This window comes from Exiguobacterium sp. U13-1, assembly GCF_001750115.1.
GTDB lineage: Bacteria > Bacillota > Bacilli > Exiguobacteriales > Exiguobacteriaceae > Exiguobacterium_A > Exiguobacterium_A acetylicum.
Window position 1 is genome coordinate 2,561,435 of record NZ_CP015731.1, and the last position, 24,757, is coordinate 2,586,191.

Sequence of the window (24,757 nt, forward strand, 5' to 3'; positions counted from 1 at the left end):
AAGGAGAGAATGGAACCCTCTCCTTATTTTCCGAAATGCTCTTAGAAATTGTAGACAGTTTTGACTTTCTCAACGATATCTTTGTGGTCTGGGATCCAGACGTCTTCACCTTGTGCGAATGGGAAGATTGTATCTGGTGCAGCAACACGAAGGATCGGTGCTTCAAGGTCAAGGATTGCACGTTCTTGGATTTCAGTAGCAACCATTGCAGCAATACCCGCTTGTTTTTGTGCTTCTTGAACGACGACGACACGGTTTGTTTTCTTGACAGAAGCAAGAATCGTATCGATATCAATCGGGCTGATCGTCATCAAGTCGATGATTTCGACGCTGATGTTTTCTTTTTCGAGCTCTTCAGCTGCTTTAAGTGAAGCGTGTACCATCGCACCGTAAGTGACGATTGTTACATCTGTACCTTCACGTTTTACATCAGCTTTTCCGAGTTCGATCGTGTAATCGCCCTCTGGCACTTCACCGCGGAATGAACGGTAGAGTTTCATGTGCTCGAGGAATACGACTGGGTCATTGTCGCGGATTGACGCGATCAAGAGACCTTTTGCATCGTATGGTGTTGAAGGAATGACAACTTTAAGTCCTGGTGACTGAGCCATGAGTCCTTCGAGGTTATCTGCGTGAAGTTCCGGTGTTTTAACACCGCCACCGAATGGTGAACGGATTGTTACAGGTGCACTGTACGTACCACCTGAACGGTAACGGAGACGCGCAAGTTGTGCTGCGACTGAATCAAATACTTCGAATACGAATCCGAAGAATTGGATTTCCATGATTGGACGGAATCCTGTCAGACTGAATCCGACAGCAAGACCACCAATACCTGATTCCGCAAGTGGTGTATCGAAGACGCGGTCTTCGCCGAGCTCATCTTGAAGACCTTCTGTCGCACGGAATACCCCACCGTTTTTACCGACGTCTTCACCGAACAAGAGAACTTGTTCGTCGCGTTTCATCTCGACGCGCATTGCGTCAGTGATCGCTTGGATCATCGTCATTTGTGCCATGGGTTATTTCGACTCCTTTGCTGTATACTCATCAAGCTGCTCTTGCAGGTTTTGTGGAAGCTTTTCAGCCATCACGTTGATGAAATCTGTAACTTTTTGTTTTGGTTCTTTGTCAGCTTGTGCAAGTGCTTCCTTAACGTCAGCTTTTGCTTGCTCGATGACTTCGTTCTCTTTATCTTCGTTCCAAAGACCTTTTGCTTCCATGAAAGCACGGAAACGGACGAGTGGATCTTGTGCTTGGTACTCATCATCCATGTCTTTTGTACGGTAACGTGTTGGATCATCACCAGCGAGTGTGTGTGGTCCGTAACGGTAAGTCAATGTTTCGATCAATGTCGGAACACCGTTAAGTGCTTCAACACGAGCTTGTTTCGTAGCTGCGTATACAGCGAGAACGTCCATACCGTCGACTTGGATACCATTGATCCCAGCAGCGACAGCTTTTTGAGCGATTGTTTTCGCCATAGATTGTTTTTCGACAGGTGTCGAGATTGCGAAACGGTTGTTTTGAACGACGAAGATTGCAGGTGCTTTGAAAGCTCCAGCGAAGTTCATACCTTCATAGAAGTCCCCTTGTGAAGAACCACCATCACCTGTGTAAGTGATTGCGACTTGTTCTTTACCGCTTTTCTTAAGACCGAGAGCAACACCAGCCGCTTGAACGATCTGCGCACCGATGATGATTTGTGGCATTAAGACGTTAACACCTTCAGGAATCTTACCACCTGTGATGTGACCGCGTGAGAACAAGAATGCTTTGTAAAGTGGAAAGCCATGGAAGACCATTTGTGGAATATCACGGTATCCAGGAAGAATCCAGTCATCTTTATCCAAAGCGAATTGTGTACCGATCATTGACGCTTCTTGTCCAGCTACTGGTGCGTAGAACCCAAGACGTCCTTGACGGTTAAGTGAGATTGCACGTTGGTCCCAGATACGTGTGTATACGAGACGGCGCATTAATTCCGTAAGCTCTTCATCCGAGAGGTCTGGCATAGCGTCTTTATTGACGACTTCACCTTTCTCGTCAAGAATGCGGAACGTTTCAAAGTTTTCTTCCACGTTTTTAAACATGTTTACGTTCATCTTTTCACCTCATCCTTTCACTGCGTTCAGCGAAATATTCCTCTGACTGATTTGCTCACATGACAATAGTGTCCAAAAAACGAAGTCCCGTGTGACTATCCTTTGAACATGTGTCTGTGTACCTATTCAGTTGAGTAAACTGTATTATCATGAATCGACACGTAATAGTGTCTTGTTCATTACGTTACAAGTATAAATCTGTAACACCTTAAAATCAAAGGAAATGTTTTATTTTTTTCACGTTTCATATTGTGAATTCAATCACAAAACTAGAATATTCCATCTTCTGTATCATTCGATATTTTCCTACTGTGTTAGTTGTCATCATTCCCCACTTTCCTATGCTATACTTTTTGTAGACGAAAGGAGTGTTGTTCATGATCACCATGAATGAAATCGTACGCGAAGACGTTCCTGCTCTTCACGAACGGTCAGTAGAAGTGACCTTCCCTCTCAGCGATGAGGATAAGGAAACGATGCGACTCATGCGCGAGTTCCTCGCCAACAGTCAAGATGATGAAATTGCGAAGAAATACGACTTACGAAGCGGTATTGGACTTGCAGCACCACAGATCGGTGTCAACAAGCGCATGTTCGCGATCCGCTTACCGGATGGTGACGATTTATTGGAATTTGGTATCTATAATCCAAAAATCATCAGTCATTCCGTCGAGCAGACGTATTTAACTGGCGGTGAAGGATGTTTGTCCGTCGACCGTGAAGTCGAAGGACATGTACCGCGCTATATGCGTATTACCCTAACTGGCATCGATCATAACGGAAATCCTATAAAATTACGTTTAAAAGGGATGAAAGCAATCGTCTGCCAACATGAATACGACCATCTAGATGGCGTCATGTTTTACGATCGGATTGATAAAAAAGAACCGTTCAAGGAATACGGTCCTGCTACGTAATACAAAAATCCTCGTTTCCGTTTTCGGAGACGAGGATTTTTTGAATCAGACTTCCATGATGATCGGCATGACCATCGGATGACGTTGTGTTTTTTCTGTTAAATACGGTGTGAGCGTATCATTGATGACTTGTTTGATATCCGTCCATTTCGTATTCCGGTTCGCAAGCGATTGATCAAGTGAGCGCTTGAGTAGACGTTCAGCATCTTTAATCAAATTACCCGACTCACGCATGTAGACGAAACCACGTGAGATGATGTCCGGTCCTGAGACGAGACGATTCGTCTTCGAGTCGAGCGTCACGACGACGACGACGAGTCCCTCTTCCGAGAGGATACGACGATCGCGTAAGACGATGTTTCCGATGTCTCCGATCCCTTTTCCGTCGACATATACCGCATTCGCTTGAATCTTCCCGGTGATAGCGGCTGCATTCGCATCTAATGCGAGTACTTCACCGTTATCCATGACGAAACAGTTTTCTTCCGGTACACCAGCATCCATCGCAAGCGACATATGCTTCTTCAGCATCCGATATTCACCGTGAATCGGCATGAAGTATTTCGGATTCAATAGACGTAACATGAGCAACTGCTCTTGTTGACTACCGTGACCTGATGTATGGATATCATTCAGTTTACCGTACATGACATCTGCGCCAGCTTTATATAGCTGATTGATCGTCTTTCCGACAGAAACGACGTTTCCTGGGATTGGTGACGACGAGAAGATGACGAGATCATCCGGAATGATCGAGATTTGACGATGTGTTCCGTTTGCGATACGGCTAAGTGCCGCCATTGGTTCTCCTTGTGAACCGGTACAAAGGATCGTCAACTCATTTGATTTATAACGTTTCATCTCGTTCGGTTCGATAATCGTACCCTTCGGCGCTTTGATGAAATCAAGTTCTTGACCAATCATCATGACCTTGTCCATACTACGTCCGAAAACGACGATTTTCCGTCCTGCTTCAACAGAAGCATTGACGACTTGTTGCAGACGATAGATGTTCGACGCAAACGTCGCAAAGATGATCCGTCCTTCCGCTTTACGGAAGATGTCTGAGATCGTTTCCCCAACGACACGTTCACTCATCGTAAACCCTTCCACTTCTGCGTTCGTTGAATCCGATAGAAGACACAAAACGCCTTCCTTACCGAGTTCAGCCATTTTCGCTAGATCAGCTGGTTCTCCGACTGGTGTGAAATCGAACTTAAAGTCCCCTGTATGCACGATGTTCCCTTGTGGTGTTTTGACGACGACGCCGAACGAGTTTGGAATCGAGTGTGTCGTACGGAAGAACGAGATGCTTGTCTTCCGGAACTTGATGATCGAATCTTCATCGATTTCATGCAGTTCCGCGTTGCGAAGCAACCCGTGCTCTTCAAGTTTCACCTTGATGAGACCCATCGCAATCTTTCCTGCGTAAATCGGTAAGTTTACTTGTTTAAGCAAGAAAGGCAGACCGCCAATGTGATCTTCATGACCGTGTGTGATGAAGACGCCTTTGACCTTGTCCTTGTTCTTGATCAAGTACGTGTAATCTGGAATGACATAGTCGATTCCGAGTAATTCATCTTCTGGGAACATGACACCCGCGTCAATGACGATGATCTCATCTTGGAATTGAACGACATACGTGTTCTTCCCGATTTCCCCGAGTCCACCGAGTGCGAAAACGGCGGCCTGATGGTTTTTGACGAACTTCATTCGAACGTCGCAACCTTGAAATCAGGATGTTGTTGTTCGTATGTCAAAAATTCTCCACTGACTTCGCGGATGAACTCGATGTTGATTTCTTTGAGGTGGTCAATCGTTGATCGCACGTCACGAATGCTTTCCCCTTCTACATACATTGTTTCTGTCCGTTCACGAACAGGTGCTTCCGAACGAAGCGGTTGGTAAAATACTTTAAAAATCATGCCTAGCAACTCCTTATCAGTACATTGTTTTTTGTCCTTAGTACAGTATACACGATACATGGACTATTTTTCATCCTTATTCGGCATGTTCCCTTCCGGCAACACGCTTTTGGTTATGCTATACTTTCACATGAACAGGTCATTTCGACCAATTAAAAAGAGAAGGTGAAACCATGGCAAATCAGAAAGTCGTCTTTTTCGATATCGACGGAACCTTATTGCATGATGGTCATTTTGTTCCGGAATCAACAAAACAGGCAATTCGTAAGCTTCAAGAAAATGGTGTTTATGTAGCGCTCGCAACTGGACGCGGACCTGCGATGTTGTCTGGAATCCGTGAACTACTCAACATCGATACGATTATCGGCTATAACGGGCAAATCGTCGTTCATCAAAATGAAATCATCTACAAACGTCCACAACCGAAGACGGATTTAACGCATTTAACGCAGCAAGCGAAAGAAAACGGGCATACACTCGTTTATCTTGGTGAAACAAAAGGCTTCACGACGAAATCAAATGACACGCATGTCGTAGATTCGCTCGGCGATCTCGACATGCCATTACCGATTCACGATGAAGAAGCTTTCTTATCGCATGATGTTTTCCAAACGCTCGTTTACTGTACGGCCGAAGAAGAAGCGGATTATGTTAAACGGTATGACGCATTCGATTTCATTCGTTGGCACCCACACGCAATGGATGTCATCAATGTCGGTTCTTCGAAAGCAGAAGGGATCAAACAATTCCTGAAATTGACGAACATTCGCCGCGAAGATACCTTTGCATTCGGTGATGCTTTAAACGATCTAGAGATGCTCCGCTACGTTGGAACCGGTATTGCGATGGGCAACGGACTTCCAGAAACGAAAGCTGCTGCTGATTACGTCACGAAACCGATTCTCGAAGACGGGATCGCACACGGATTAAAAGAGTTCCAACTGATTTAATAAGTAGATGTAAAGCTGAGGCATGCCTCAGCTTTTTTTAATTCTTCACTTTATGAATCGCGCGCTCTAGACGGTCGAGATCCTCATTTTCACCAATGACGACGAGATAATCTCCTTTTTCGATCATTTCATCAGCTTGTAAAGAAATCAGAACGTTTTCTCCACGTTTAATGGCGACGACGTTCGCCCCGTATTTGCTCCGTAGATCAAGATCAATCAATGTTTGTTTCGCCATCCGGTCACTGACTTTAATTTCAACGATCGAAAATTCTTGAGATAAGTCGAGATAGTCAAGAATATTTGAACTCATTAAACCGTTCGCAATTCGGACGCCCATATCCCGTTCTGGGTGAACGATGAAATCTGCTCCGATTTTTCGTAATACTTTTTCGTGGTAATCGTTCGTCGCTTTAACGGTGATCGATTGTACCCCGAGCTCTTTTAAAATCAATGTCGTCAAGATGGATGCTTGAATATTTTCCCCGATGGCAACGATGACATGATCGAAGTTTCGGATTCCTAGACTTTTTAAGACATTCTCATCCGTCGTGTCCGCGATGACGGAATGCGTCGCAATTCCCATGAATTCATTGACGCGCTCCTCGTCGGAGTCAATCGCTAAAACATCATAACCATTTTTTGATAGTTCTCGGACGATCGAGCCACCAAAGCGCCCTAGTCCAATTACTGCAAACTCTCCATTCATTTTCACAACTCTCCTTCACAATCGCTCTTCCTTAGTAGTGTACCCGATTCATTTTAAAAATACTATAAACGCCCCTGCGATTCGCAGAGGCGTTTATTCATCCATTATTTTGAGGATTTCCCACGTACATAATCGTTATCGAACAAGAAGAGTCGTAAAATCAAGTACAACGCCGGAATCAAGAGTAAGAGTCCGAAGATGAAGACAACGACGAGTGCGGAAGCCATTGTTTCGTTAACGACCGCTTTGTTGATATCGATATATGGATACAAGATATATGGTAAGTGCGTATAACCGTAACCAAACCATGCCACTCCATACTGTAACATGACCGCGACGAAGGCAATTCCGTAATTCTTCTTCATGTAGACGAGTGTTACCGCAACGAGGAAGAAGATGAAACTAGCAGCGAACCACCACCAGTTCCCGTTTAAGATGTTCTCATAGTGCCATGCCGCTTGATTTTTCAATCCAAAGAAGACGAGTGCACAGACAAGAATCGTCGGACCACTCCAGAAGAGTGCCCATTTACGAATTAGCGGAGTAGCCCCTTCATCCTTCGCTTTATCTGCGTAGAACAAAAGGAACATCGCACTGATATAGAGGACGGATACGATAGCGAGTGCTACGACCGACCAAGAGTAAAAGTTCGTAAATAATTTTGTTCCTAAAAACTCGACTGTTTCATTCGTTTTACGAATAAAACCACCTTGACTGATCGTCAATGTCGTTGACATCGCCGCCGGAATCAATAGACCAGTTGCTCCATATAAGAACGTATAGAACATGCTGTCGTTTGATCCATAATTGGCAAATGCATAGAAGCTACCGCGAATTGCAATCAATACAAGAACGATTGAGGCTGGCACAAGCAGTGCCGTACCGAAATAATAAGCGGTATCCGGGAAGAACCCGACTAGTCCGACGAAGAAGAATACGAAGAAGACGTTCGTTACCTCCCACACTGGTGAGAGATAACGAAGAATCAATCGATTCGTTAAATGATCCCGCTTCGTATATTTTGAATAAAAGGCATAAAATCCAGCACCGAAGTCAATTGAGGCAACGATGAGATATCCGTACAGGAAAGTCCAAAGGACCGTAATTCCTAGTGTTTGAACGTCCAAATCGTTCCCTCCTTACTTGTTATCATCCACGAACATAGCTTCCCCACGCGCGTGGTGGTTTTCAGCAAGTTCTTGAAGTTCTTTACCAACCGGGTTTTTCTTGAACATCCGTAATAATACGACTGTACAAATCGTACCAAGCATCAAGTACAAGGCACTGAATAGAATCAACATCGGACCAACAGCAGTTGACGTCGTCGCCGCATCTGCAGTCCGCATGATGCCGTAAAGTGTCCAAGGTTGGCGACCAATTTCAGCGTACATCCAACCTGCTTCAATTGAAATCATCGCTAGAGGTCCACCGATGAAGACACCTCTTAAAATCCATTTATTATACGGATTCAATTTTTTCAAACGGAATGCCAAGATGAACAACGCAGAGATGGCAGCCAAATACATACCAATCGAGACCATGATATCGAAGAAATAGTGAACGATCAGCGGTGCTTGATCTTCTTTAGCAAACTCATTTAGACCAATAACTTCTGTATCTGGAGCTCCACCTGCAAGAATTGAAAGTGCATATGGGATTTTGACGGCTCCCTTAATTTCATAACTGCCGTCTTCTTGCTGATCAAGTATCCCACCAAAGATCAACTCGGCTTCACTTGTCGTTTCAAAATGCCATTCAGCAGCTGCAAGTTTTTCTGGCTGGTATTTTGCCAAGTATTTCCCTGAGAAATCTCCGACAAGTGCCGTCGAGAAGGCAAAAATCAAACCGGCCATGACAGTGAGACGAAGAGCTTTTTTATGATAAGCCGTCTCCGCTGCTGAGAGTGTTTTTTTGCGGAGTAAGTGGAACGCCGCGATTGCCGCCAAGATGAATGCGACTGTTAAATAAGCCGATACGATGACGTGTGTTGCTTTTGTAGGTGTTGCTGTATTGAACATTGCTTTTAATGGTTCGATTTGCGTTAGCGTTCCGTTGACGATCTTAAACCCTTCTGGTGAGTTCATGAAAGAGTTGACCGTCGTAATGAAGAATGCTGATGCTGTCGCACCAATGACGACCGGAATCCCGATCAACCAGTGTAACCATGGGTTTTTGAACCGATCCCACGTGTACAGATAAATACCGAGGAAAATCGCTTCAAAGAAGAATGCGAATGTTTCCATGAATAGCGGTAATGCGATCGTTTGACCAGCCACTTGCATGAGTGACGGCCAAAGTAGTGATAATTGCAATCCAATTGCCGTCCCTGTCACGACACCGACTGCGACGGTAACGACGTATCCACGCGTCCACCGTCTTGCTAATAAAATATAATCCGGATCTTTGCGTTTCAGACCGATGAATTCAGCTGCGAGTACCATGAGCGGTACCCCGACGCCAATCGTCGCGAATATAATGTGAAACGCTAATGTGAGCCCTGTCAACAATCGACTGAGCAATACGGGATCATTGAACATGTATATAGCCCCCTCTTCCTAAAACATACTTCTCTATATGGTCTATAACCGTATCATAGAGAACATAACCCTTTATGTCTGTTTATAATGTTTGATGTAACAAATTGTTCACATGTGCACGTGATTTTTTTCACAAAATGTTCGAAAACTCCTATTCTTACATATATAAAAAGCTTTCCCATTCTTGATTTCGAAAGGGAAAGCAGTATGTCCTTCATTATTTCATAAAACTTTTTAAACATATTCTCGGAAATAATGGTCGAGTAAATCAATCACAAATGGAATTGCGGATTCATCTGGATTCAAAGTTGGTTGATGAAGTCCAGATGTCGGATTATCGACTCCGAGCCAAAACATCATTCCTGGAATTTCCTTCAACATGAATCCAAAGTCTTCTCCTGTCATTGCTGCATCACATTCGATGTAGTTCGCATTCATCTTGACGAATGATGAGAATTTATCAACGATGTGTCGGTCATTGACGACCTCGTAATAACGATTTCCGAATTGTAGATCAATCTTGACGCCGAACGAAGCTTCGATTCCCCGGATGATGTCACGAACGCGTCGTTCCAGTTTTTCCATGTCTTCTCCATTGAGTGCGCGCATCGTTCCGTCAAGAACAGCTCTACCGGCGATGACGTTTTCCCGAATCCCAGCATCGACCTTTCCGATCGTGATGACGCTACAGTTCATCGGATTGATGGATCGGCTGACGATTGTTTGCAATTGCATGATCAAGGCTGCTTGCGCAACGACTGTATCAATCGTCAAATGAGGAAATGCCGCGTGACCACTTTGACCATAGATCGTGATATGGACTTCTCGAGCACTCGCGAACAAGACGCCAGGACGGCTCGCAATCGTACCGACTGGATATTCCGGTGCGACATGAAGACCATACATCTCACTTGGACGATATTTTTCAAACAACGGACTTTTAATCATCGGTTCTGCCCCGCCCGGACCTTCTTCCGCTGGTTGGAATAAAAAGACGACATCATCCATGACCGGCAATTCAATGATTCGTTTCATTAATCCTAACGCAATCGACGTGTGCATATCGTGACCACAGGCATGCATGAAGCCTGGATGTTCCGAGCAAAATGGAAGACCTGTCGCTTCTTCGATCGGTAACCCATCAATGTCTGCCCGGTACCCAATCGTCCGATTCCCAGTCAATCCTTTCACTCGAACGAAAACACCCGTTTCAAACGTGTCATACGTGACACGATCTGGTGGATAAGCACGAATTTGTTCCAATATAAAAGCTTGCGTCTTAAATTCCTTGAACCCTGGTTCTGGTATTTTATGAAGCGCGCGCCGCATTTCAATGGCGTATTCCATCTGACTGACTTCCTCCTTCTTCTTTTACGATGTCCCAAAATGCTTGAACTTGTTTCAGCTCAAGCATCGATTCCGTAGACAAGATCCATGTATCTCGCTTTAATATCTTTCCGGACGATGTTTTTAACGGAAGCTGCATGACTTCATTTGATTGCTGGATCGTCGACTCGGGTAAAATCGCAAATCCAATTCCATGTAGAGCCATCTGCTTGCATGTCTCGATTTGATCGACGACCAGCGTCCGAGAGGGGGGGCTTGCGAACCGATCTTGCCACCACTCTAAAATTTCTTGGTAGTATGTCGAATCACTCTTGAACTGGATGAACGGTCGATCCGTCACGCGCAATTGTTCAATCGACGTCAGCTCACTATCGACTAAATAGAGCGGATCCGAGAAAAGACGTTCTTTGACACCTTTCCAGTCCGGGTTTCCACGAATGATCCCGATATGAAAATGTTCCTCTAACATATGACGCATCATCTCACTCGACCAACCCGTGACAAGCTGGACACGGACATGCGGATAACGCTCAACGAATCGTTTTAAGACACGCGGGAGCCAGTATTGCCCCATGATGGAAGCGACGGCAATCCGAAGCGTCCCATAAACGGCACCTTCTTCTGCTGTCAATTCACTTTTTAACTCGAGTTCCTTCCGATTCATCTCTTTTGCGAGACCGATTACTTTTTCTCCTTGTGGTGTGATGCTTAACCCACGCGATGAACGAATGAATAATTTTGTTCCCCAGCGTCTTTCAATCGCAACGAGACGTTGACTAAGTGCAGGTTGCGAGACGAATAATCGTTCAGCAGCGCGCCTCATATTCAATTCTTCCGATAAGGTGATCAACATTTCCATTTCCGACACTTGCAATGTGAGATTCGACTCCTCATGATATAAGATGGCATTAGTTTAACACGTTAGAAAGGACGATACATATGACACGCTATCATTTTATGTTCATCATCTCAACGATTGCAACGCTTGGCAGTCTCTATTTCAGTGAAATTCGCGGATTCATTCCCTGCCCGCTCTGTTGGTGGCAACGACTATTCATGTATACGACAGCCTTTTATTTGCTCATCTCGCTATTCCGGTCGAAAACGATTGATCCGCTCTTCGTCCGCCTGTATGTGCTTGCCGGCTTTGGTGTCGCCTTGTACCACGTCATCCTTGAGCGCTTACCCGATGGCGAAGCGTTATGTACGAGTGGCTGTCTCATTAAATGGGTCAACTATTTTGGCTTCTTGACGATTCCGATGATGAGTCTTATTGCCTTTACATTACTCTTAGTACTAGCGTTCTATCCAGCACGTTCAAACAATGAAGCGTAAGACAACACGATACAAATTAGGAGAAGCTATTTGAGCTTCTCCTTATTTGTATCGTACATCACGTCCAGCGATTGAAGACGCTGACGGCGCTTGAGAACGCAAGCTCTGAGAGTTGTCCCGTACCTTCACACCAGTCCCCGACGAAAGCGACACCTGCATGATCCGGAATGTGAGTCGCAAGTGGCGTTTGCCCCATTTTCCATTTGATTTCTTGTACGACTGCTCGTTTGATCGTTCGTTCTGCGACGATACGTTGTCTCCAATCTGCAAAATGAACGTCAAGCATCTGTTCGATTCCCGTTCGGACATGTCCAATATAATCGGGATCATCAAGTCGATCGTGTTCAAGATAGGCGATTGCTTGAAGGACTTGACCATCCTTCGGTGCAAGACTTGTATCATAATGCGATAAATCCGTGATGAACGCTCGATGCGAACGGTCGTAGATGTATGAATACGGTGTTTGAATATACGGGTGAAGTCCAAGATCATACACGAATACTTCTACTGGTTCATGACTCGCATACGGTGTAACAAATCGTTGAATGACAGTTGGGGTCGCCATTTTTAAAATTTCACGCGGTGGTACGGCAAAGATAATCCGTTCGACGTTCCATTCTTGTTTCTTTCGATCACGGACTAAGAATCCTGTCATAGTCGATTCGACTGCTGTTATTTTTGTTTTTTTCAAGATCTCTCCACGATTCTCTAGGATGATCCGTTCCAACTCCTGTACTAACCCTTGCCACCCACCTTCGATGTATGAGACAGGCTTTCGCGTCCGAAAAAGTTTTTGATAATACTCGAAATAGACGTCTGACGGGATTTTTTCCGGTTCTGCCGTAAAAAAGTTCGTTGATGCCAAATCAAGCATCAACTGTGCCACTTGTTCATCGACTCGTTCTGTTTTTAACCATTGTCCGATCGATTGTAGCGGATCCCCTCGTTCGACTCGTAAAATCGTTTTAATGATCTCCCATGTGAAACGTACTTTGTTCGTTCCTTCGATGACTTCTGTTTTTAGTAATCCCCAGGCATTCGCAGGAACTGCCGTCAAATGACCTGAAAACTCATATTTCGCACGACTCGCTGAGAAATCTAACCACGTCACTTCGATACCGAGCTGTTTCGTTAATTTGCGAAGAATCGATTGATCGCGTCCATAAATCGCATGAGCACCGTAATTAAACGTAAACCCTTTTACGGTTTGAGAGGTGGCACGTCCTCCAAGTAATCCAGCATCCCAAAGCGTGACCGGTGTTCCTTGTTTTGCGAATAATGCCGCTGCCGTCAAGCCGGATAATCCTCCACCTATGATACCAATCGTCATACTCCCGCCTCCTCAATCGTCATTTCTTTTCTTTTCCCATAACGATTGAAGAAGAATCGAAGAACATGAAAAAAGACGCGATTTCAATCATGAAATCACGCCTCCTTATTCTTGATTATGCTCTCCACCATTCATCGAGTGGTGAGACCGGCATATGATGCTTATGCCCAACACGTTTATACTGCGTCTCTAACTTTTCTTGACTTGCTTCTGAAATCGTCTTACCTTCCAAGTAATCATCAATTTCTTCGTATGTTATTCCGAGTGCCACTTCGTCTGGTAGTGCCGGACGGTTTTCTTCAAGATCTGCTGTCGGAACTTTTTCAATCAAGACTTCTGGTGCGTTCAAGTAACGTAAGAGTTGTTTCCCTTGCCGTTTATTCAGTCCCGTCAATGGCGTCAGATCACATGCACCATCACCATGTTTCGTGTAGAATCCTGTCACGAATTCAGCTGCATGATCCGTTCCAACGACTAAGCAGCCATAATGAGCGGCTAAATCATACTGGCTTTTCATTCGCTCCCGCGCTTTCGTATTTCCTTTACTAAAGTCGGAGAGTTCTGCACCTGTCGCTTCTTTGAACGCCTGCATCGATGCTTCGACTGCTGGTTTAATGTTCACACGAAGCGAATGATCCGGTTGAATGAACGTCAAGGCTGTCTGTGCGTCTGCTTCATCTTGTTGTTCCCCGTAAGGCAAGCGGACCGCATAAAATGCGACATCTTTCCCCTCTTCTTTTCGCAACTCTTCAACTGCCAGTTGGCATAGACGACCTGCGAGCGAAGAATCTTGTCCCCCTGAAATGCCCAATACGAATCCTTTTGCTCCAGTATGCTTGAGATACGCCTTCAAGAAGCCTACCCGCTCGCTTACTTCTTGTGCTGGATCAATGACAGGCTTTACTCCTGTTACTTGGATGATTTCTTGTTGCATGAATCACTTCACTCCTTCACATTGTGTTGATCGTCATTTTGAATCAATCATTTGTCGATCCGTCGTTTGTTTTGCACTTGCTCCCTTGAATTGACGGATTGTCGATACGCGAACTTCCGTGCTATCACCTAAAGAGGAGATTGGTAATTCAACCGTATACTGTTTCGTTTCACGTTTCGTGAACGTATCCTTTTCAATCGCTTGCGTGAAAACTTGTTCTTTCTCAAAATCATACGTTACGTGTTGTTTCGCATCAATCAATTGAGCCTGAAAACGTTGTGAGGAAGGATACGTCACGTTCACACTATGATCATTTGGATTCGTTAAAGATATGTCTAATTGCATCATGTCGTCCTGCTTGGTCGTTTTGACTGCGATCTGAATCGGTTCGTTCGTGGTTGTTGTTGCCTGTTGTTTCTTTTCTTGGCAACCTGCTAAACAAACAGTAAGCAGTAGCAGAATGAAAACGAGACGTTTCATCTCATCCCTCCTTTTATCTTTATTAATTTTATCACAAAAAAAAGCGAGAGAGGATTCTCCTCTCTCGCACGTTTATCCGCTTATGCCACAGGTAAAGTCGATGGATTCATCTTGAATGAAAACAATTGCTCTAATCCTGTCGCAAACAGTTCGTCACAAATATCCTCTGCCGCGTTTGCTGGTGCGACTAATGTAATCGTCCGACTGTCGATTGTTTCGATCGTTACATATACCCCTGTTTTTGTCCGTTCCTTGTATCCTACTGCTAAATCTGTTTCAGCGAAAAGTAACATATCCCCGATTCTCCCCTTTTCTCATTCATAATGCCCAGCCAAGAGATGACCTACATGATTCGAATTCGTTATTGTAGATTAACTGTACCAAAGGGCAGAAAAAAGAAGAAAATTGTCATTCGACATTTCATTTCAAAACAATATTTCAATTTCATCAGGGATATTTTGGAATGCTTGATTTAGTTGTTAGATGCAAGCGTTTTAATAAGCATTTCCAACACATTTCATTTCGATTTCAAAAAGATGACAACATAATTTTGATTATTTTACCAGCATTTTTAGACAACAGGGAAAATATACCTAGACAATTAGTGACTCATTTTGTCGAATGATTCTCTCAAGCAATTATTTTTTAAGTTCTCATGAACTTTCATCTATCATTCGATTCATTTGCTGCCAAACCGTTCCTAGTGCTTCTTCCCCACTCTCGATTCGCGTCAATGCGAGTTCGGCTTGTAGAGCTACTTCATATTCCCGGTCTCGGATTGCTTCACGCAGTCTTGGAATCGACTGTTCCGTTCCGACATCAAACAAGAAGCGAGCAGCTCGCCAGCGTACTAATTTATTTTTATCCGCTAATGCTTCCATCATCATTGGTTCAGCTTCTGGCATCGCCCAATCAGAAATCGTATCGCCTGCTGTCCGACGCACAATCCCTGACGGGTCATGCAGTGCACTCGTCAAATACTCTAACAGTTCTTCACGGTGATCTTCGAACATCCCAAGCTTTACGATCGCTTGACGTCGAATTTGCATCTTCTCATCCTGTAGCAGGCGAGCATAAGCAGGAACCCATTCCATCTCAACAGGTAGTTCATCGAGCGCCGCGAATCGTTCTTTCCAATCGGTTGATTGAATCGCTTGACCGCTAAATGTAATATCTTCTCCTGCTGCGAGCGACTTAAGACGTTCGATACGTTCGACTGGATATGCAATCTCAATCTCATTCGCTACTTCACGCAAACTTTCGTCAAGATCACCGTATCGAGGTGCTTGTTCCACCCAGCGTCGATCGCTAATGACATTCTGAACGAATGGTTGGACGAATAGCGCTGCTTCTCGGAAACGTTCCGACAGCCCTTCTCGTTTTTCTTCTAATCCTTTTACACCTTTGATTTGCATTGGTACGCCTAAAATGAACTGCACGAACAGATGGACAGGTTCATACTCAGCATCTGTCTCGTGCTGTTCAACATCATTTAACGTTTCACCGAACGCACGTCGTATATCGATGACAAGCGAACGCCAATCATATTTCGGATAACGCTCGATCGATAAAAAGTCACTGACCTGATAAACGAACTTAACGCCAGGTATTTCAAGTAATCGCTGAATGTGTTCCGGTGCGCCAAAGGCATGCTCGAATGTCTGTCCTTTTTCCGAAAAGACCTCATCAACGATGACTTTCATGTTATTTGGACTTGGTGTTGGTTCAATCGCTACGATTTTCATGTGTATCCCCTCCACTTCTATCATTTCAGATATCTAATCTGAAATGCAAAGCAAATGCCCTACAGACGTGACCGTAGGGCAAAAACTTACTTGAATGCTTCTTCAATGATTGCAACGAAGGCATCCGGTGTCTCAAACATCCCCATGTGTCCACTGTCTGTTGACCGATGTATGAGATGATCATTCTTTGGTGCAAATGCGCTTTCCTCTGAAATCAGTTGATCTTTCGTGCCGTGAATGATGACACCTTTTACGTTTGCTTTCGTTAAGACCTTCGTCATATCTCGCCGATCTCGCATTGCAGAAAGCGCACGGATGGCTCCTTCGACCGTCATCATGTACCCGATTTCAAGTGCTTCAGCGACAGCGAACTCATCTGCCCCTTCAGCGAATAAGGACGGAACAAGACCATTGACGAATTCTCTGACACCGACTTCTTCAACGCGCGTGATATTTTGATTTCGTTTTTGTTTCGCTTGTTCATCATCTGCTTTAGCTGTCGAGTACACGAGACCGTATCCACTGATTTGATCCGCATACCCTTCTACGATTGCAGCTGTAATGTATCCACCAAAGGAATGCCCGATGATGATCGGCTTTTCGATACCACGTCGATCAAGTTCATGCATGACCCATTCTGCAAAGCCTTCAATCGTATCCGGACCAACATCAAGTCCCTCATGTCCTGGTAAACTTAGTGGTAATACATCAAAGGAATGTCGTAAATTTGCCTCTACCCGATTAAAATAATCTGTTCCTCCTGTAAATCCATGCAGGAGTACAAGTGTTTGTTTTTCCATTGACTACCTCATCCCTTCCATTCAGATGCGAGCATACGGTACATCGTCAAATCCATGAAACGGCCATGACTGTATGCATAATCTTCTAGTAATCCTTCTGCTTTGAATCCTAATTTTTGAACCAATGCATTAGAAGCGAGATTTTCAGGTGCGACGAGGGCGCTGATTCGATGGAGAGCAAATTCTTCAAAGCCATATGTCAGAACAGCTCTTGCCGCTTCCGAAGCGACACCACGTTGCCAATAGTCTTGACTAACTTCAAAACCAATCTCAGCCCGATGGTATTGGGATAGCCAGTTATGAAATCCGATCGTACCGATCAATTGATTCGTTTGCGCATCAGCAATTGCCCAGCGAATCGCTTTACCGTGCGTGAACTGTTCTTTAAAGTAACTGATGACATTTTTAGCTTCATAGACCGTCACGAGCGGATCTGATCCGTAATAGTACATCACTTTATCGTCCGATAGGATTTTAAACAATTCGCGTGCGTCACGGTTTTCGAGCTCCCGTAATATGAAGCGCTCGGTCCGCAATTCCGGGAATGGCTTTCGCAAGCCCCACATGCTCCATCACCTCTCTTTATGCTTCTCTATGTAGTATGCCCGTTTTCAGAAGTAAATATCCTTTCAGGCAATTCGAAGTTTTGCTACTATTAAATTATGAAGGAGTTAGTTATGGAAAGGAAGCGAAGTGGTATGTCGAGTGCGTTACTTTACTTATACGAGGACGAGGAAAATCAACGATTGACGATGTCAGGAGTACATTTCTCTGATTTCGCCGCAGCCGTCGATTTGAAACGTCCTTTACTTATTTCAGGAAGTGATTTCAAACAGACGAAACAATCGTTTCGCACGATGCTTCATTACATCGAAGGGCATGAGATCGAACAGTTTTCACAATCAACAGATGTCCAGCGTCATCCTTTGACTGCTATTGATATTCGCTCCTCCCATTCGCTCGATGTATTAACGGATGTCGAAATCGCGGAGTTATTATTTTTAATGCATATGAAACGAGGTACACCGCTCCCTTTCCTTGAATCGATTGAGAATGAACTAGTTTATTTTAGCGAACACGATGGTCTTCATGCTTCGGTTTACTTAAAGGATTGGTCACGGATAGAACAACTTATCTCCGACCTCGTACAACGGAAATTTCGTCAGCACGCACGATCCGTCGCCTCGATCGCCTTAACAGCTGAAATCATGATTCATATCCGTCATCTCCTCAAAGAAGGAGTATTGATTGATTTCGAAAGTGCAAAACGGTCTGTTTTCTCAAGAAATATTACGATTCCTGTCTATGTAGCAGGACGGTATGAAGACATGAGCGTACTACATGAAGATTTTGAAGCGGAGAAAGAATCGATTCTTCGACGAGGAACGCTTGTTTGCCGCAAGAAGAAATGGAGTTTTGAGTTAGATTGACCTTTAGCATCTTTTTCTTTTAGAAAAGGATGCTTTTGTTCTATTTGAATTTCACATGACGATTCCCTCTTAACAGGTATTCCTATCCATATGACAATATTGTTAAAAAATTTTTCGAATTTTCACACAAAATAAGACTAGCATCTTGTGAAGACTTCGCTATAATGAGGATAACCTTTTAAAGATAGAAGTTAGACCCGGTTTTTTATAGGGATAGTACTGGAATCAACAGAAGGAGGAATTCAATATGGATCAGTTAAAAGTGAACGGAATTGGCTCATTCACGAAATTTGCGACAAATGGGAACATCCTGAAATTAAAGGATGCGACACTCGGTGAAGTGAAATTGTCGCTGAATGAAGCGAGTTCAATGACCATCGCCCCTGTCGATGAAGAAAATGGACTTTTCATCATTAAAGGGCAACAGCAGGAATCGCTTGTTGAACTGACGTTACCACGTCAATCCTGTGAGGTCGTTCACGCTTGGCTCCTCCATAAATTGAAACGCCACAAAAAAACGCGCTCGATTGCAACGAGCTGATATGTAACGTGAAACGTCTTGAGTAGAGACCGTCATCTCTGCTCGAGGCGTTATTTATTTTCAAAAATTCGGTGGTGAATTTTCAGAAAATATTGTTTTATTAAATTCTTCATGTTATCCTTAGAAAAATTCAAACAGGAGGTTTTAAACATGACACACGCAACGCTCATCCAAGAACGACTGATTGTGATTAAGAGCAGGGACTGAAGATTCATTTCTCGTTTGAGAAAATGAAGATCCAGGCCCTTTTCGTCATTTCGACAAGGCGTCTGTGCAAACGACGCCTATCCACAAACTGAGTGGATGAGGCTTTTTTTATGAAATTAGGATGAATGGAGGACAACACATGTTTAAGACAAAAGATACATTTGCTTTAGGATTTATGATTTTTGCTTTATTTTTCGGTGCGGGTAACCTCATCTTCCCACCGGAACTCGGTGCGCTTGCAGGTTCACAGTTCCTTCCTGCCATCCTTGGTTTTATCGTAACGGGTGTCGGTCTTCCTTTGCTCGGCTTACTTGCAGTTGCCTCTATCGGAGGCGGCATCAAAACACTTGCTGCACCACTCCCTCGTTTTGTAGGTGCTGCTTTGACGTTTGCACTCTATGTTGCGATTGGTCCCTTTTTCGGGATTCCGCGAACATCGGTTGTTACGTATGAGCTCGGAGTCGTTCCGTTTCTCGGTGCTCCTTCACAAATGACGTTGGTCATCTCATCAAGTCTCTTTTTCCTTGCTACACTCTATCTTGTACTACGACCAGGAAAATTACTTGAGATCATCGGACGTTTCATCACACCTTTGTTATTAATCGCTCTTGCTGCATTAAGCATCAGTAGTATCATTTCACCACTCTCGAGCGTCGCTTCACCAAACGAAGCGTATGAGACGACTGGACAGGCATTCATTCAAGGATTCCTTCAAGGATACTTAACGCTTGATGCACTCGGTGCCTTAGTATTTGGGGTCGTCGTACTGCATACACTAAAAAGCCGAGGCGTTCATGAACGAAAAGCACAATTTAAAGTCGTCACTCGTGCCGGAATCATCGCTGCCACTGCTTTGACTCTCGTCTATGTCGGACTTGGAATGATCGGACGTAACACATTTGCCGCCATCGGAAAAGTTGATGGTCCAGCACTTCTTCAACATTATGCAAATACTGCATTCGGCTCAATCGGTTTAGCTGTACTTGGTCTTGCGATCTTGCTTGCATGTTTGACGACATCAGTTGGTCTCGTCACCGCATTTGCAGAATATATGATGACGATTTCCAACCGTGTATCTTTAAAAGCGGCAAGTGTCTTCACGACTGCTCTTGGTCTTACGGTATCCATCGTCGGATTGCAGACATTGTTATCCATCGCTGTTCCGGTATTGATGTTCCTTTATCCAATCGTCATCGTCTTGATCGCATTGACATTCATACGTCATCTGTTCCGTCGTAAATCGGTCGTTTATCAATCAACTCTTGGAGTAACGATTTTCTTCTCATTCTGTAGTGCGTTGAATCAACTTTCGCTTTTCCCGGGAAATCTTAAAACGTTCTATCAATCCTTACCTTTAGTGGATCAAAGTTTAGAATGGTTATTCCCGACACTCATCGCCTTTGGTATCAGTTCATGGTTTGGACACGTTTCCAGTGCTTCTATCACACAAAAACGCGCTAGCTAGTGATTCCGCTTTCATCGCTATGGTATGATGGACAAAATGGTTATATTAATGGAGGCGTCATATACATGGATAAGATTGCTTGGATTACCGACAGCATGGCTTTTTTTGAGCCAGGAGAGGCTGAAAAAATCGGAGTCCATGTGATACCGACTTTACTCATCTTAAACGGAGAGTCTTACCGGGAGTACGTCGATATCTCGATTGAACAACTTGATCAAAAAATGCGAGAAGATTCCCACGTTTCACCGACGACTTCTCAACCATCATTCGGTGACTTCGTAACCTTGTATGAACAATTACTTGAAGATGGCTATGATTATGGGTATGCGATTCATATCACGAGTGGACTGAGCGGCACATATTCGAGTTCCGTCGCTGCAGCTGAAGCCGTCGGTTTCCCCTTATACGCGATTGATTCGTATACAGGTGCTGCGAATCAGCAAGAACTTGTCCGGATCGCACAACGACTCGTTGCTGCTGGTAAAGGTCCAGATGAAGTCATGTCTACGCTTGAGACATTCAAGCACAAATCGCATTTTTATCTGATTATCGGAAATATGGAGACGATGCGACGTAGCGGACGTGTCTCAGGAAGTCAATTTTTATTAGCAAACATGCTCAATATTAAACCAATCGCTCAATTTAATGAGGAAGGACGGCTTGTTCCATTTAAAAAAGTTCGTTCCATCAAAAAAGCTTTTAAAGAAATGGTTAGTGAAATTTCATCAAAAGTCAGCGCTCATGGTGTATATGATCGGACGCTTTATGTCAGTCATACGCTCGCTCATGCCGCTGCAGAAGAATTACGGCGTTTGATTTCTACAGAACATCCGGAGCTTCAAGTACGCATTACCCAATTTGGTCCTTCCATCTTGGCACATGCTGGCGCTGAGACGGTCGGTGTGTACTGGTTCGATGAGATTCCTTTACCGACAACTTGATATCTTGCACGAAACGATAAAAACCGGACGGTCTCAAACAGACCGTGGGCTAACCTAAAATTTTGAGACAATATAAAACACCTTCGGAGTGGTACACTTTTAAAAAGTACTAACATCGGAGGTGTTTTTGCATGGGCAAAAACGTATATTCAAGTGAAGTAAAATGGGCAGTAGTCAAAGATAAGTTGAGTGGTAAGTTAACGACGAGAGAAATCATGGAGAAGTACGGAATCAAAAATGAATCTCAAATCAAAACATGGATGAGATGGTATCGCTCTAACAAACATTATCGATTTGATCAGCCAATCGGTAAACAATATACCTATGGACATGGTCCAGATTCTGCGAGTGAGGATGACAAGAGAGAACGACAAATGTCACATCTGAAGATGGAAAATGAGATCTTAAAAAAGTACATGGAAATCGAAAGAGAGTTGAGAAAGAAGTAGTCATAAAAATTGTAGAGTTTCTTCGGAGAAAGTATACAATCACCGCCATTCTTAGCGCTTTGAATGTACCAAGAGCAAGCTATTACCGTTGGATTAAGGAATCTGTGAAAGCACCTTCGGTGCTCGAAAAAACCGTCATTGAACTAAGTAAACAGACGAAGTATCGGAATGGACATCGAAAAATAAAGGCATTATTACAGCAAATCTATCAGTTAAAAGCCAATCGGAATACCGTACAGAAAATCATGCAAAAACACCATCTCCAATGTCGGATCAAGCCGAAGCGAAGATGGAAGTCTCAAGGTGAGCGCATCATAACGGCACCGGATCTCATCAAGCGCGATTTCACAGCAAGTAAACCGAATCAAAAGTGGGTGACGGATATCACCTATATCCAATACGGCAGCACGACGAAATATCTTTCCACCATTATGGATCTTTTTAATAACGAAATCGTCGCATACAAGTTATACGAGCATCAACAAACGTCTCTTGTGATTGATACGTTGAAGATAGCGCTTGAGAATCGAAACTATCCCGAAGGGGTCATCCTTCATTCGGACCAAGGAAGTGTCTATACGTCATACGCCTTTCAAGAATTCGTTAAAAGGAATCACCTAACAAGCAGTATGTCTCGTAGAGGAAACTGTTGGGACAACGCAGTTATCGAATCGTTCCACTCTAATTTAAAGTCCGAGGAATTCCAGTACGTCAAATTTAATTCACTAAGAGACCATGAGGTCTCTGAACGCGTTACTAATTACTTAAATTACTATAACGAAGAACGAATCCAAGAAAAATTAGGCTACCTGACACCGAAAAAATACGGTGTACAGGCAGCCTAATCAAGGTGCTTTATATGTGTCTCATATTGCTAGGTCAGTCTAGTCTACCGTCCGGTTTTTTCATGTCGTTTCATACTTACGAAATAGTTCTTCTAGTAATACCGCTTCGTCCGTCGTCCGTTGAATCGGTTCATGCGGCAGCGTGATTACACTGGATAACGTCTCAGAAGGATATACATCGATTGAAACTTGTTCCATTTCGATGAGATACTCAAGAATGGAATTAAGTGATGTCTCCTTATTGAATTGACGAAGCCAATTTTCATATCGACGATCCACTTTTCCTTCTTTGAGCAAAATCTTTCCACCGTCAATGATCGCCCACTTAGGTGGCGCATCGATTTGAAAGAGTTCCAACTGCTGGTACTCTTCCATCGTTCGTTTCGTCACCGGAACAACACCGTTAATCGATACTAACCGTTTTAATCTAAGATGCGCTCGCATCGTCATGAAACGAGGTCGCCCAGCGACTCGCTCGACAAGCAACGTCGGCTTGTTGATGGAGCGCATCGTCTCTTCATCAAATAACAAACTGTGATCAACATCTAACAGTAACATCAAGCCACTCCTTTTTTTCTACGGGAGACGATGAATGCATAGGAGCTACATAAAAGAATTCCGGCAAAACAATACCCACCGATGACATCTGAGAAATAGTGAACGTTTAAAATGATTCGAGAAGCTCCCATGGCGAGGAATAATCCAATCGTCACGATCGATACAAGTACTTTCCCACCTGTTTTTAGATGACGAAACGCAACAACGAGAAATCCAGCATAGACAGCAAATGCCATCGCAGAATGACCGCTCGGAAAACTGTATCCTACGCCGCCAACCAGTTCGTTTAATGAAGGTCGCTCTCGAACAAAAGCGAATTTAACGACTTGATTCAACACCCCTACCGATATTGCCATGAGCACATACCAGATGCTTGCGATACGATCTCGCCACAAGACATAACTCAGTATGCCAAGTAACGCTGTCATCGTCATCGCTCCTGGACCTGATCCGAGTTGAGTGAACCAAGAAACGTAATCCCCAGGAACATGTTGCGACATGTATGATGATAATTGGGCATCAAATAAGAAATAGCCTGTCATTCGAATCGAGACAGCGATGATCACGAACAAGACGACAGCAATAGACGCACCTGTCCATGCCGCTCTCGCACCCCGCATTAGTATGTCCCCTTACGTTCTTCTAATTCTTCTGCTGAGTAGTCTTCTTTATCCCGCAAGCGATGCGCTAGTCGTCCGGACGCGTTTGCTGCGATGGCCGCGACGATATCATCCATGAACGTATTGACTTTTCCATCCCCAAGCTTCGTATCGAGTTCTTTGATGATACCGACCTTTGCTTTATCCAAATAGCCGAACGTCGTAACCGCAATCGAACCATACGTGTTGACGGCGCCAATCGCAATCGTCTCATCTACGCCAAATAGCCCTTCATCGCTTTGGATGATGGACAGGAGGGGTTCTGATAATAACCCTTTTTCCGCCAAGATGTCTAGTTCTGCTCCGACGAGAATCGCATGTTGTAATTCACGTTTTTCAAGAACACGTTCTACTGAACTGACACATGTTTCAATTGTCAGATCTACCGTGTATGGGGCCTGCATCTGGTACACGATTTCAGCAATCGCATGAATCGTTACCCCTCGTTCATGTAACTTATCGATAGCTGCCTGTTTGACTTCTTTTGAATGTGTTTTCTTCATGACTATATCCACCTCTCCAACAAAGTACTTCATTAGTATACACGGATT

27 protein-coding genes are annotated in these 24,757 nt (G+C 44.0%); 8 read left to right on the forward strand and 19 right to left on the reverse strand.

Going from position 1 to position 24,757, the window contains the following annotated elements; translation table 11 throughout:
• Nucleotides 1-41: 41 nt before the first annotated feature.
• Nucleotides 42-1,019 carry an alpha-ketoacid dehydrogenase subunit beta gene (locus ESP131_RS13395; RefSeq protein ID WP_023468851.1) on the reverse strand — a complete coding sequence of 326 codons (978 nt, stop codon included), beginning with the start codon at nucleotides 1,017-1,019 and terminating at the stop codon, nucleotides 42-44.
• 3 nt (nucleotides 1,020-1,022) lie between these two features.
• Nucleotides 1,023-2,105, reverse strand: coding sequence for a pyruvate dehydrogenase (acetyl-transferring) E1 component subunit alpha (gene pdhA, locus ESP131_RS13400; protein WP_023468852.1), 1,083 nt, complete (start codon nucleotides 2,103-2,105; stop codon nucleotides 1,023-1,025).
• 377 nt (nucleotides 2,106-2,482) lie between these two features.
• Between pdhA and def the strand changes: the two genes are divergently transcribed.
• Complete coding sequence (def, locus tag ESP131_RS13405) at nucleotides 2,483-3,022, forward strand: peptide deformylase (protein ID WP_029342180.1); 540 nt, start codon at nucleotides 2,483-2,485, stop codon at nucleotides 3,020-3,022.
• A 45-nt stretch (nucleotides 3,023-3,067) separates the two neighbouring features.
• On the opposite strand, the gene rnjA is transcribed toward def, so the two are convergent.
• Entirely contained in the window at nucleotides 3,068-4,735 is a 1,668-nt protein-coding gene (gene rnjA, locus ESP131_RS13410) for a ribonuclease J1 (protein WP_035406688.1), read from the reverse strand.
• Nucleotides 4,732-4,947, reverse strand: coding sequence for a DNA-dependent RNA polymerase subunit epsilon (locus tag ESP131_RS13415; RefSeq protein ID WP_029342182.1), 216 nt, complete (start codon nucleotides 4,945-4,947; stop codon nucleotides 4,732-4,734). The genes rnjA and ESP131_RS13415 overlap by 4 nt, the downstream gene beginning before the upstream one ends.
• A 173-nt stretch (nucleotides 4,948-5,120) precedes the next feature.
• Between ESP131_RS13415 and ESP131_RS13420 the strand changes: the two genes are divergently transcribed.
• Nucleotides 5,121-5,897, forward strand: a complete 777-nt coding sequence (locus ESP131_RS13420; protein WP_029342183.1) for a Cof-type HAD-IIB family hydrolase — start codon at nucleotides 5,121-5,123, stop codon at nucleotides 5,895-5,897.
• 37 nt (nucleotides 5,898-5,934) lie between these two features.
• On the opposite strand, the gene ESP131_RS13425 is transcribed toward ESP131_RS13420, so the two are convergent.
• From ESP131_RS13425 to ESP131_RS13445, 5 genes are all read right to left on the reverse strand, one after another.
• Nucleotides 5,935-6,603 (reverse strand): potassium channel family protein, encoded by a 669-nt coding sequence (locus ESP131_RS13425; protein WP_023468857.1) that lies wholly within the window; start codon nucleotides 6,601-6,603, stop codon nucleotides 5,935-5,937.
• Between the two features lie 104 nt (nucleotides 6,604-6,707).
• The gene (locus ESP131_RS13430) at nucleotides 6,708-7,730 is read right to left on the reverse strand and encodes a cytochrome d ubiquinol oxidase subunit II (protein ID WP_023468858.1); all 1,023 of its coding nucleotides are present in this window, start codon (nucleotides 7,728-7,730) and stop codon (nucleotides 6,708-6,710) included.
• A gap of 12 nt (nucleotides 7,731-7,742) precedes the next feature.
• Entirely contained in the window at nucleotides 7,743-9,140 is a 1,398-nt protein-coding gene (locus ESP131_RS13435) for a cytochrome ubiquinol oxidase subunit I (RefSeq protein ID WP_023468859.1), read from the reverse strand.
• A gap of 234 nt (nucleotides 9,141-9,374) precedes the next feature.
• Nucleotides 9,375-10,487, reverse strand: coding sequence for an N-acetyldiaminopimelate deacetylase (locus ESP131_RS13440; protein WP_023468860.1), 1,113 nt, complete (start codon nucleotides 10,485-10,487; stop codon nucleotides 9,375-9,377).
• Nucleotides 10,471-11,361: a transcriptional regulator CcpC gene (locus ESP131_RS13445; RefSeq protein WP_029342184.1), complete on the reverse strand. Its 891-nt coding sequence runs from the start codon at nucleotides 11,359-11,361 to the stop codon at nucleotides 10,471-10,473. Before ESP131_RS13445 ends, ESP131_RS13440 begins: the two co-directional genes overlap by 17 nt.
• Nucleotides 11,362-11,426: 65 nt before the next feature.
• Here ESP131_RS13445 and ESP131_RS13450 point away from each other — a divergent pair, with 65 nt between their 5' ends.
• Nucleotides 11,427-11,822 carry a disulfide bond formation protein B gene (locus tag ESP131_RS13450; protein ID WP_029342185.1) on the forward strand — a complete coding sequence of 132 codons (396 nt, stop codon included), beginning with the start codon at nucleotides 11,427-11,429 and terminating at the stop codon, nucleotides 11,820-11,822.
• A gap of 58 nt (nucleotides 11,823-11,880) precedes the next feature.
• On the opposite strand, the gene ESP131_RS13455 is transcribed toward ESP131_RS13450, so the two are convergent.
• The 7 genes from ESP131_RS13455 to ESP131_RS13485 all read right to left on the reverse strand — a co-directional run bounded on the left by ESP131_RS13455 (nucleotide 11,881) and on the right by ESP131_RS13485 (nucleotide 17,677).
• Nucleotides 11,881-13,152: an FAD-dependent oxidoreductase gene (locus ESP131_RS13455; RefSeq protein ID WP_047393698.1), complete on the reverse strand. Its 1,272-nt coding sequence runs from the start codon at nucleotides 13,150-13,152 to the stop codon at nucleotides 11,881-11,883.
• Between the two features lie 115 nt (nucleotides 13,153-13,267).
• Nucleotides 13,268-14,086 (reverse strand): ammonia-dependent NAD(+) synthetase, encoded by an 819-nt coding sequence (gene nadE / locus ESP131_RS13460; RefSeq protein WP_069940856.1) that lies wholly within the window; start codon nucleotides 14,084-14,086, stop codon nucleotides 13,268-13,270.
• A 33-nt stretch (nucleotides 14,087-14,119) separates the two neighbouring features.
• Complete coding sequence (locus ESP131_RS13465; protein ID WP_029342188.1) at nucleotides 14,120-14,566, reverse strand: BsuPI-related putative proteinase inhibitor; 447 nt, start codon at nucleotides 14,564-14,566, stop codon at nucleotides 14,120-14,122.
• A gap of 80 nt (nucleotides 14,567-14,646) precedes the next feature.
• The gene (locus ESP131_RS13470) at nucleotides 14,647-14,859 is read right to left on the reverse strand and encodes a hypothetical protein (protein ID WP_023468866.1); all 213 of its coding nucleotides are present in this window, start codon (nucleotides 14,857-14,859) and stop codon (nucleotides 14,647-14,649) included.
• A 360-nt stretch (nucleotides 14,860-15,219) separates the two neighbouring features.
• Complete coding sequence (locus ESP131_RS13475; protein WP_029342189.1) at nucleotides 15,220-16,311, reverse strand: conserved virulence factor C family protein; 1,092 nt, start codon at nucleotides 16,309-16,311, stop codon at nucleotides 15,220-15,222.
• 86 nt (nucleotides 16,312-16,397) lie between these two features.
• A complete protein-coding gene (locus ESP131_RS13480) occupies nucleotides 16,398-17,111 on the reverse strand; it encodes an alpha/beta fold hydrolase (RefSeq protein ID WP_029342190.1) in 714 nt (237 codons plus the stop codon).
• An 8-nt stretch (nucleotides 17,112-17,119) separates the two neighbouring features.
• Entirely contained in the window at nucleotides 17,120-17,677 is a 558-nt protein-coding gene (locus ESP131_RS13485; RefSeq protein ID WP_029342191.1) for a GNAT family N-acetyltransferase, read from the reverse strand.
• Between the two features lie 96 nt (nucleotides 17,678-17,773).
• Between ESP131_RS13485 and ESP131_RS13490 the strand changes: the two genes are divergently transcribed.
• The 5 genes from ESP131_RS13490 (at nucleotide 17,774) to ESP131_RS13515 (ending at nucleotide 22,989) form a co-directional block, all read left to right on the forward strand.
• Entirely contained in the window at nucleotides 17,774-18,541 is a 768-nt protein-coding gene (locus ESP131_RS13490; RefSeq protein WP_231925635.1) for a hypothetical protein, read from the forward strand.
• A 247-nt stretch (nucleotides 18,542-18,788) separates the two neighbouring features.
• Nucleotides 18,789-19,082, forward strand: coding sequence for a hypothetical protein (locus ESP131_RS13495; RefSeq protein WP_050677561.1), 294 nt, complete (start codon nucleotides 18,789-18,791; stop codon nucleotides 19,080-19,082).
• 346 nt (nucleotides 19,083-19,428) lie between these two features.
• Nucleotides 19,429-20,754, forward strand: a complete 1,326-nt coding sequence (gene brnQ, locus ESP131_RS13500; RefSeq protein ID WP_047393690.1) for a branched-chain amino acid transport system II carrier protein — start codon at nucleotides 19,429-19,431, stop codon at nucleotides 20,752-20,754.
• Between the two features lie 65 nt (nucleotides 20,755-20,819).
• Nucleotides 20,820-21,695: a DegV family protein gene (locus tag ESP131_RS13505; RefSeq protein WP_023468873.1), complete on the forward strand. Its 876-nt coding sequence runs from the start codon at nucleotides 20,820-20,822 to the stop codon at nucleotides 21,693-21,695.
• A gap of 131 nt (nucleotides 21,696-21,826) precedes the next feature.
• Nucleotides 21,827-22,989, forward strand: a protein-coding gene (locus tag ESP131_RS13515; RefSeq protein ID WP_152548188.1) for an IS3 family transposase whose coding sequence is annotated in 2 segments (ribosomal slippage) — nucleotides 21,827-22,103 and nucleotides 22,103-22,989 — 1,164 coding nt in all. Because the reading frame shifts where the segments join, the coding sequence is not laid out codon by codon here.
• Between the two features lie 60 nt (nucleotides 22,990-23,049).
• Here ESP131_RS13515 and ESP131_RS13520 read toward each other — a convergent pair.
• From ESP131_RS13520 to ESP131_RS13530, 3 genes are read right to left on the reverse strand one after another with little or no spacing between them, the layout of a single operon-like run.
• On the reverse strand, nucleotides 23,050-23,547 hold the full coding sequence (locus tag ESP131_RS13520) for a hypothetical protein (protein WP_029342217.1): 498 nt from the start codon (nucleotides 23,545-23,547) through the stop codon (nucleotides 23,050-23,052).
• Nucleotides 23,547-24,167 (reverse strand): phosphatase PAP2 family protein, encoded by a 621-nt coding sequence (locus tag ESP131_RS13525; protein ID WP_069940857.1) that lies wholly within the window; start codon nucleotides 24,165-24,167, stop codon nucleotides 23,547-23,549. Before ESP131_RS13525 ends, ESP131_RS13520 begins: the two co-directional genes overlap by 1 nt.
• Nucleotides 24,167-24,709: a phosphatidylglycerophosphatase A family protein gene (locus ESP131_RS13530; RefSeq protein ID WP_034786059.1), complete on the reverse strand. Its 543-nt coding sequence runs from the start codon at nucleotides 24,707-24,709 to the stop codon at nucleotides 24,167-24,169. The genes ESP131_RS13525 and ESP131_RS13530 overlap by 1 nt, the downstream gene beginning before the upstream one ends.
• Nucleotides 24,710-24,757: the final 48 nt, after the last annotated feature.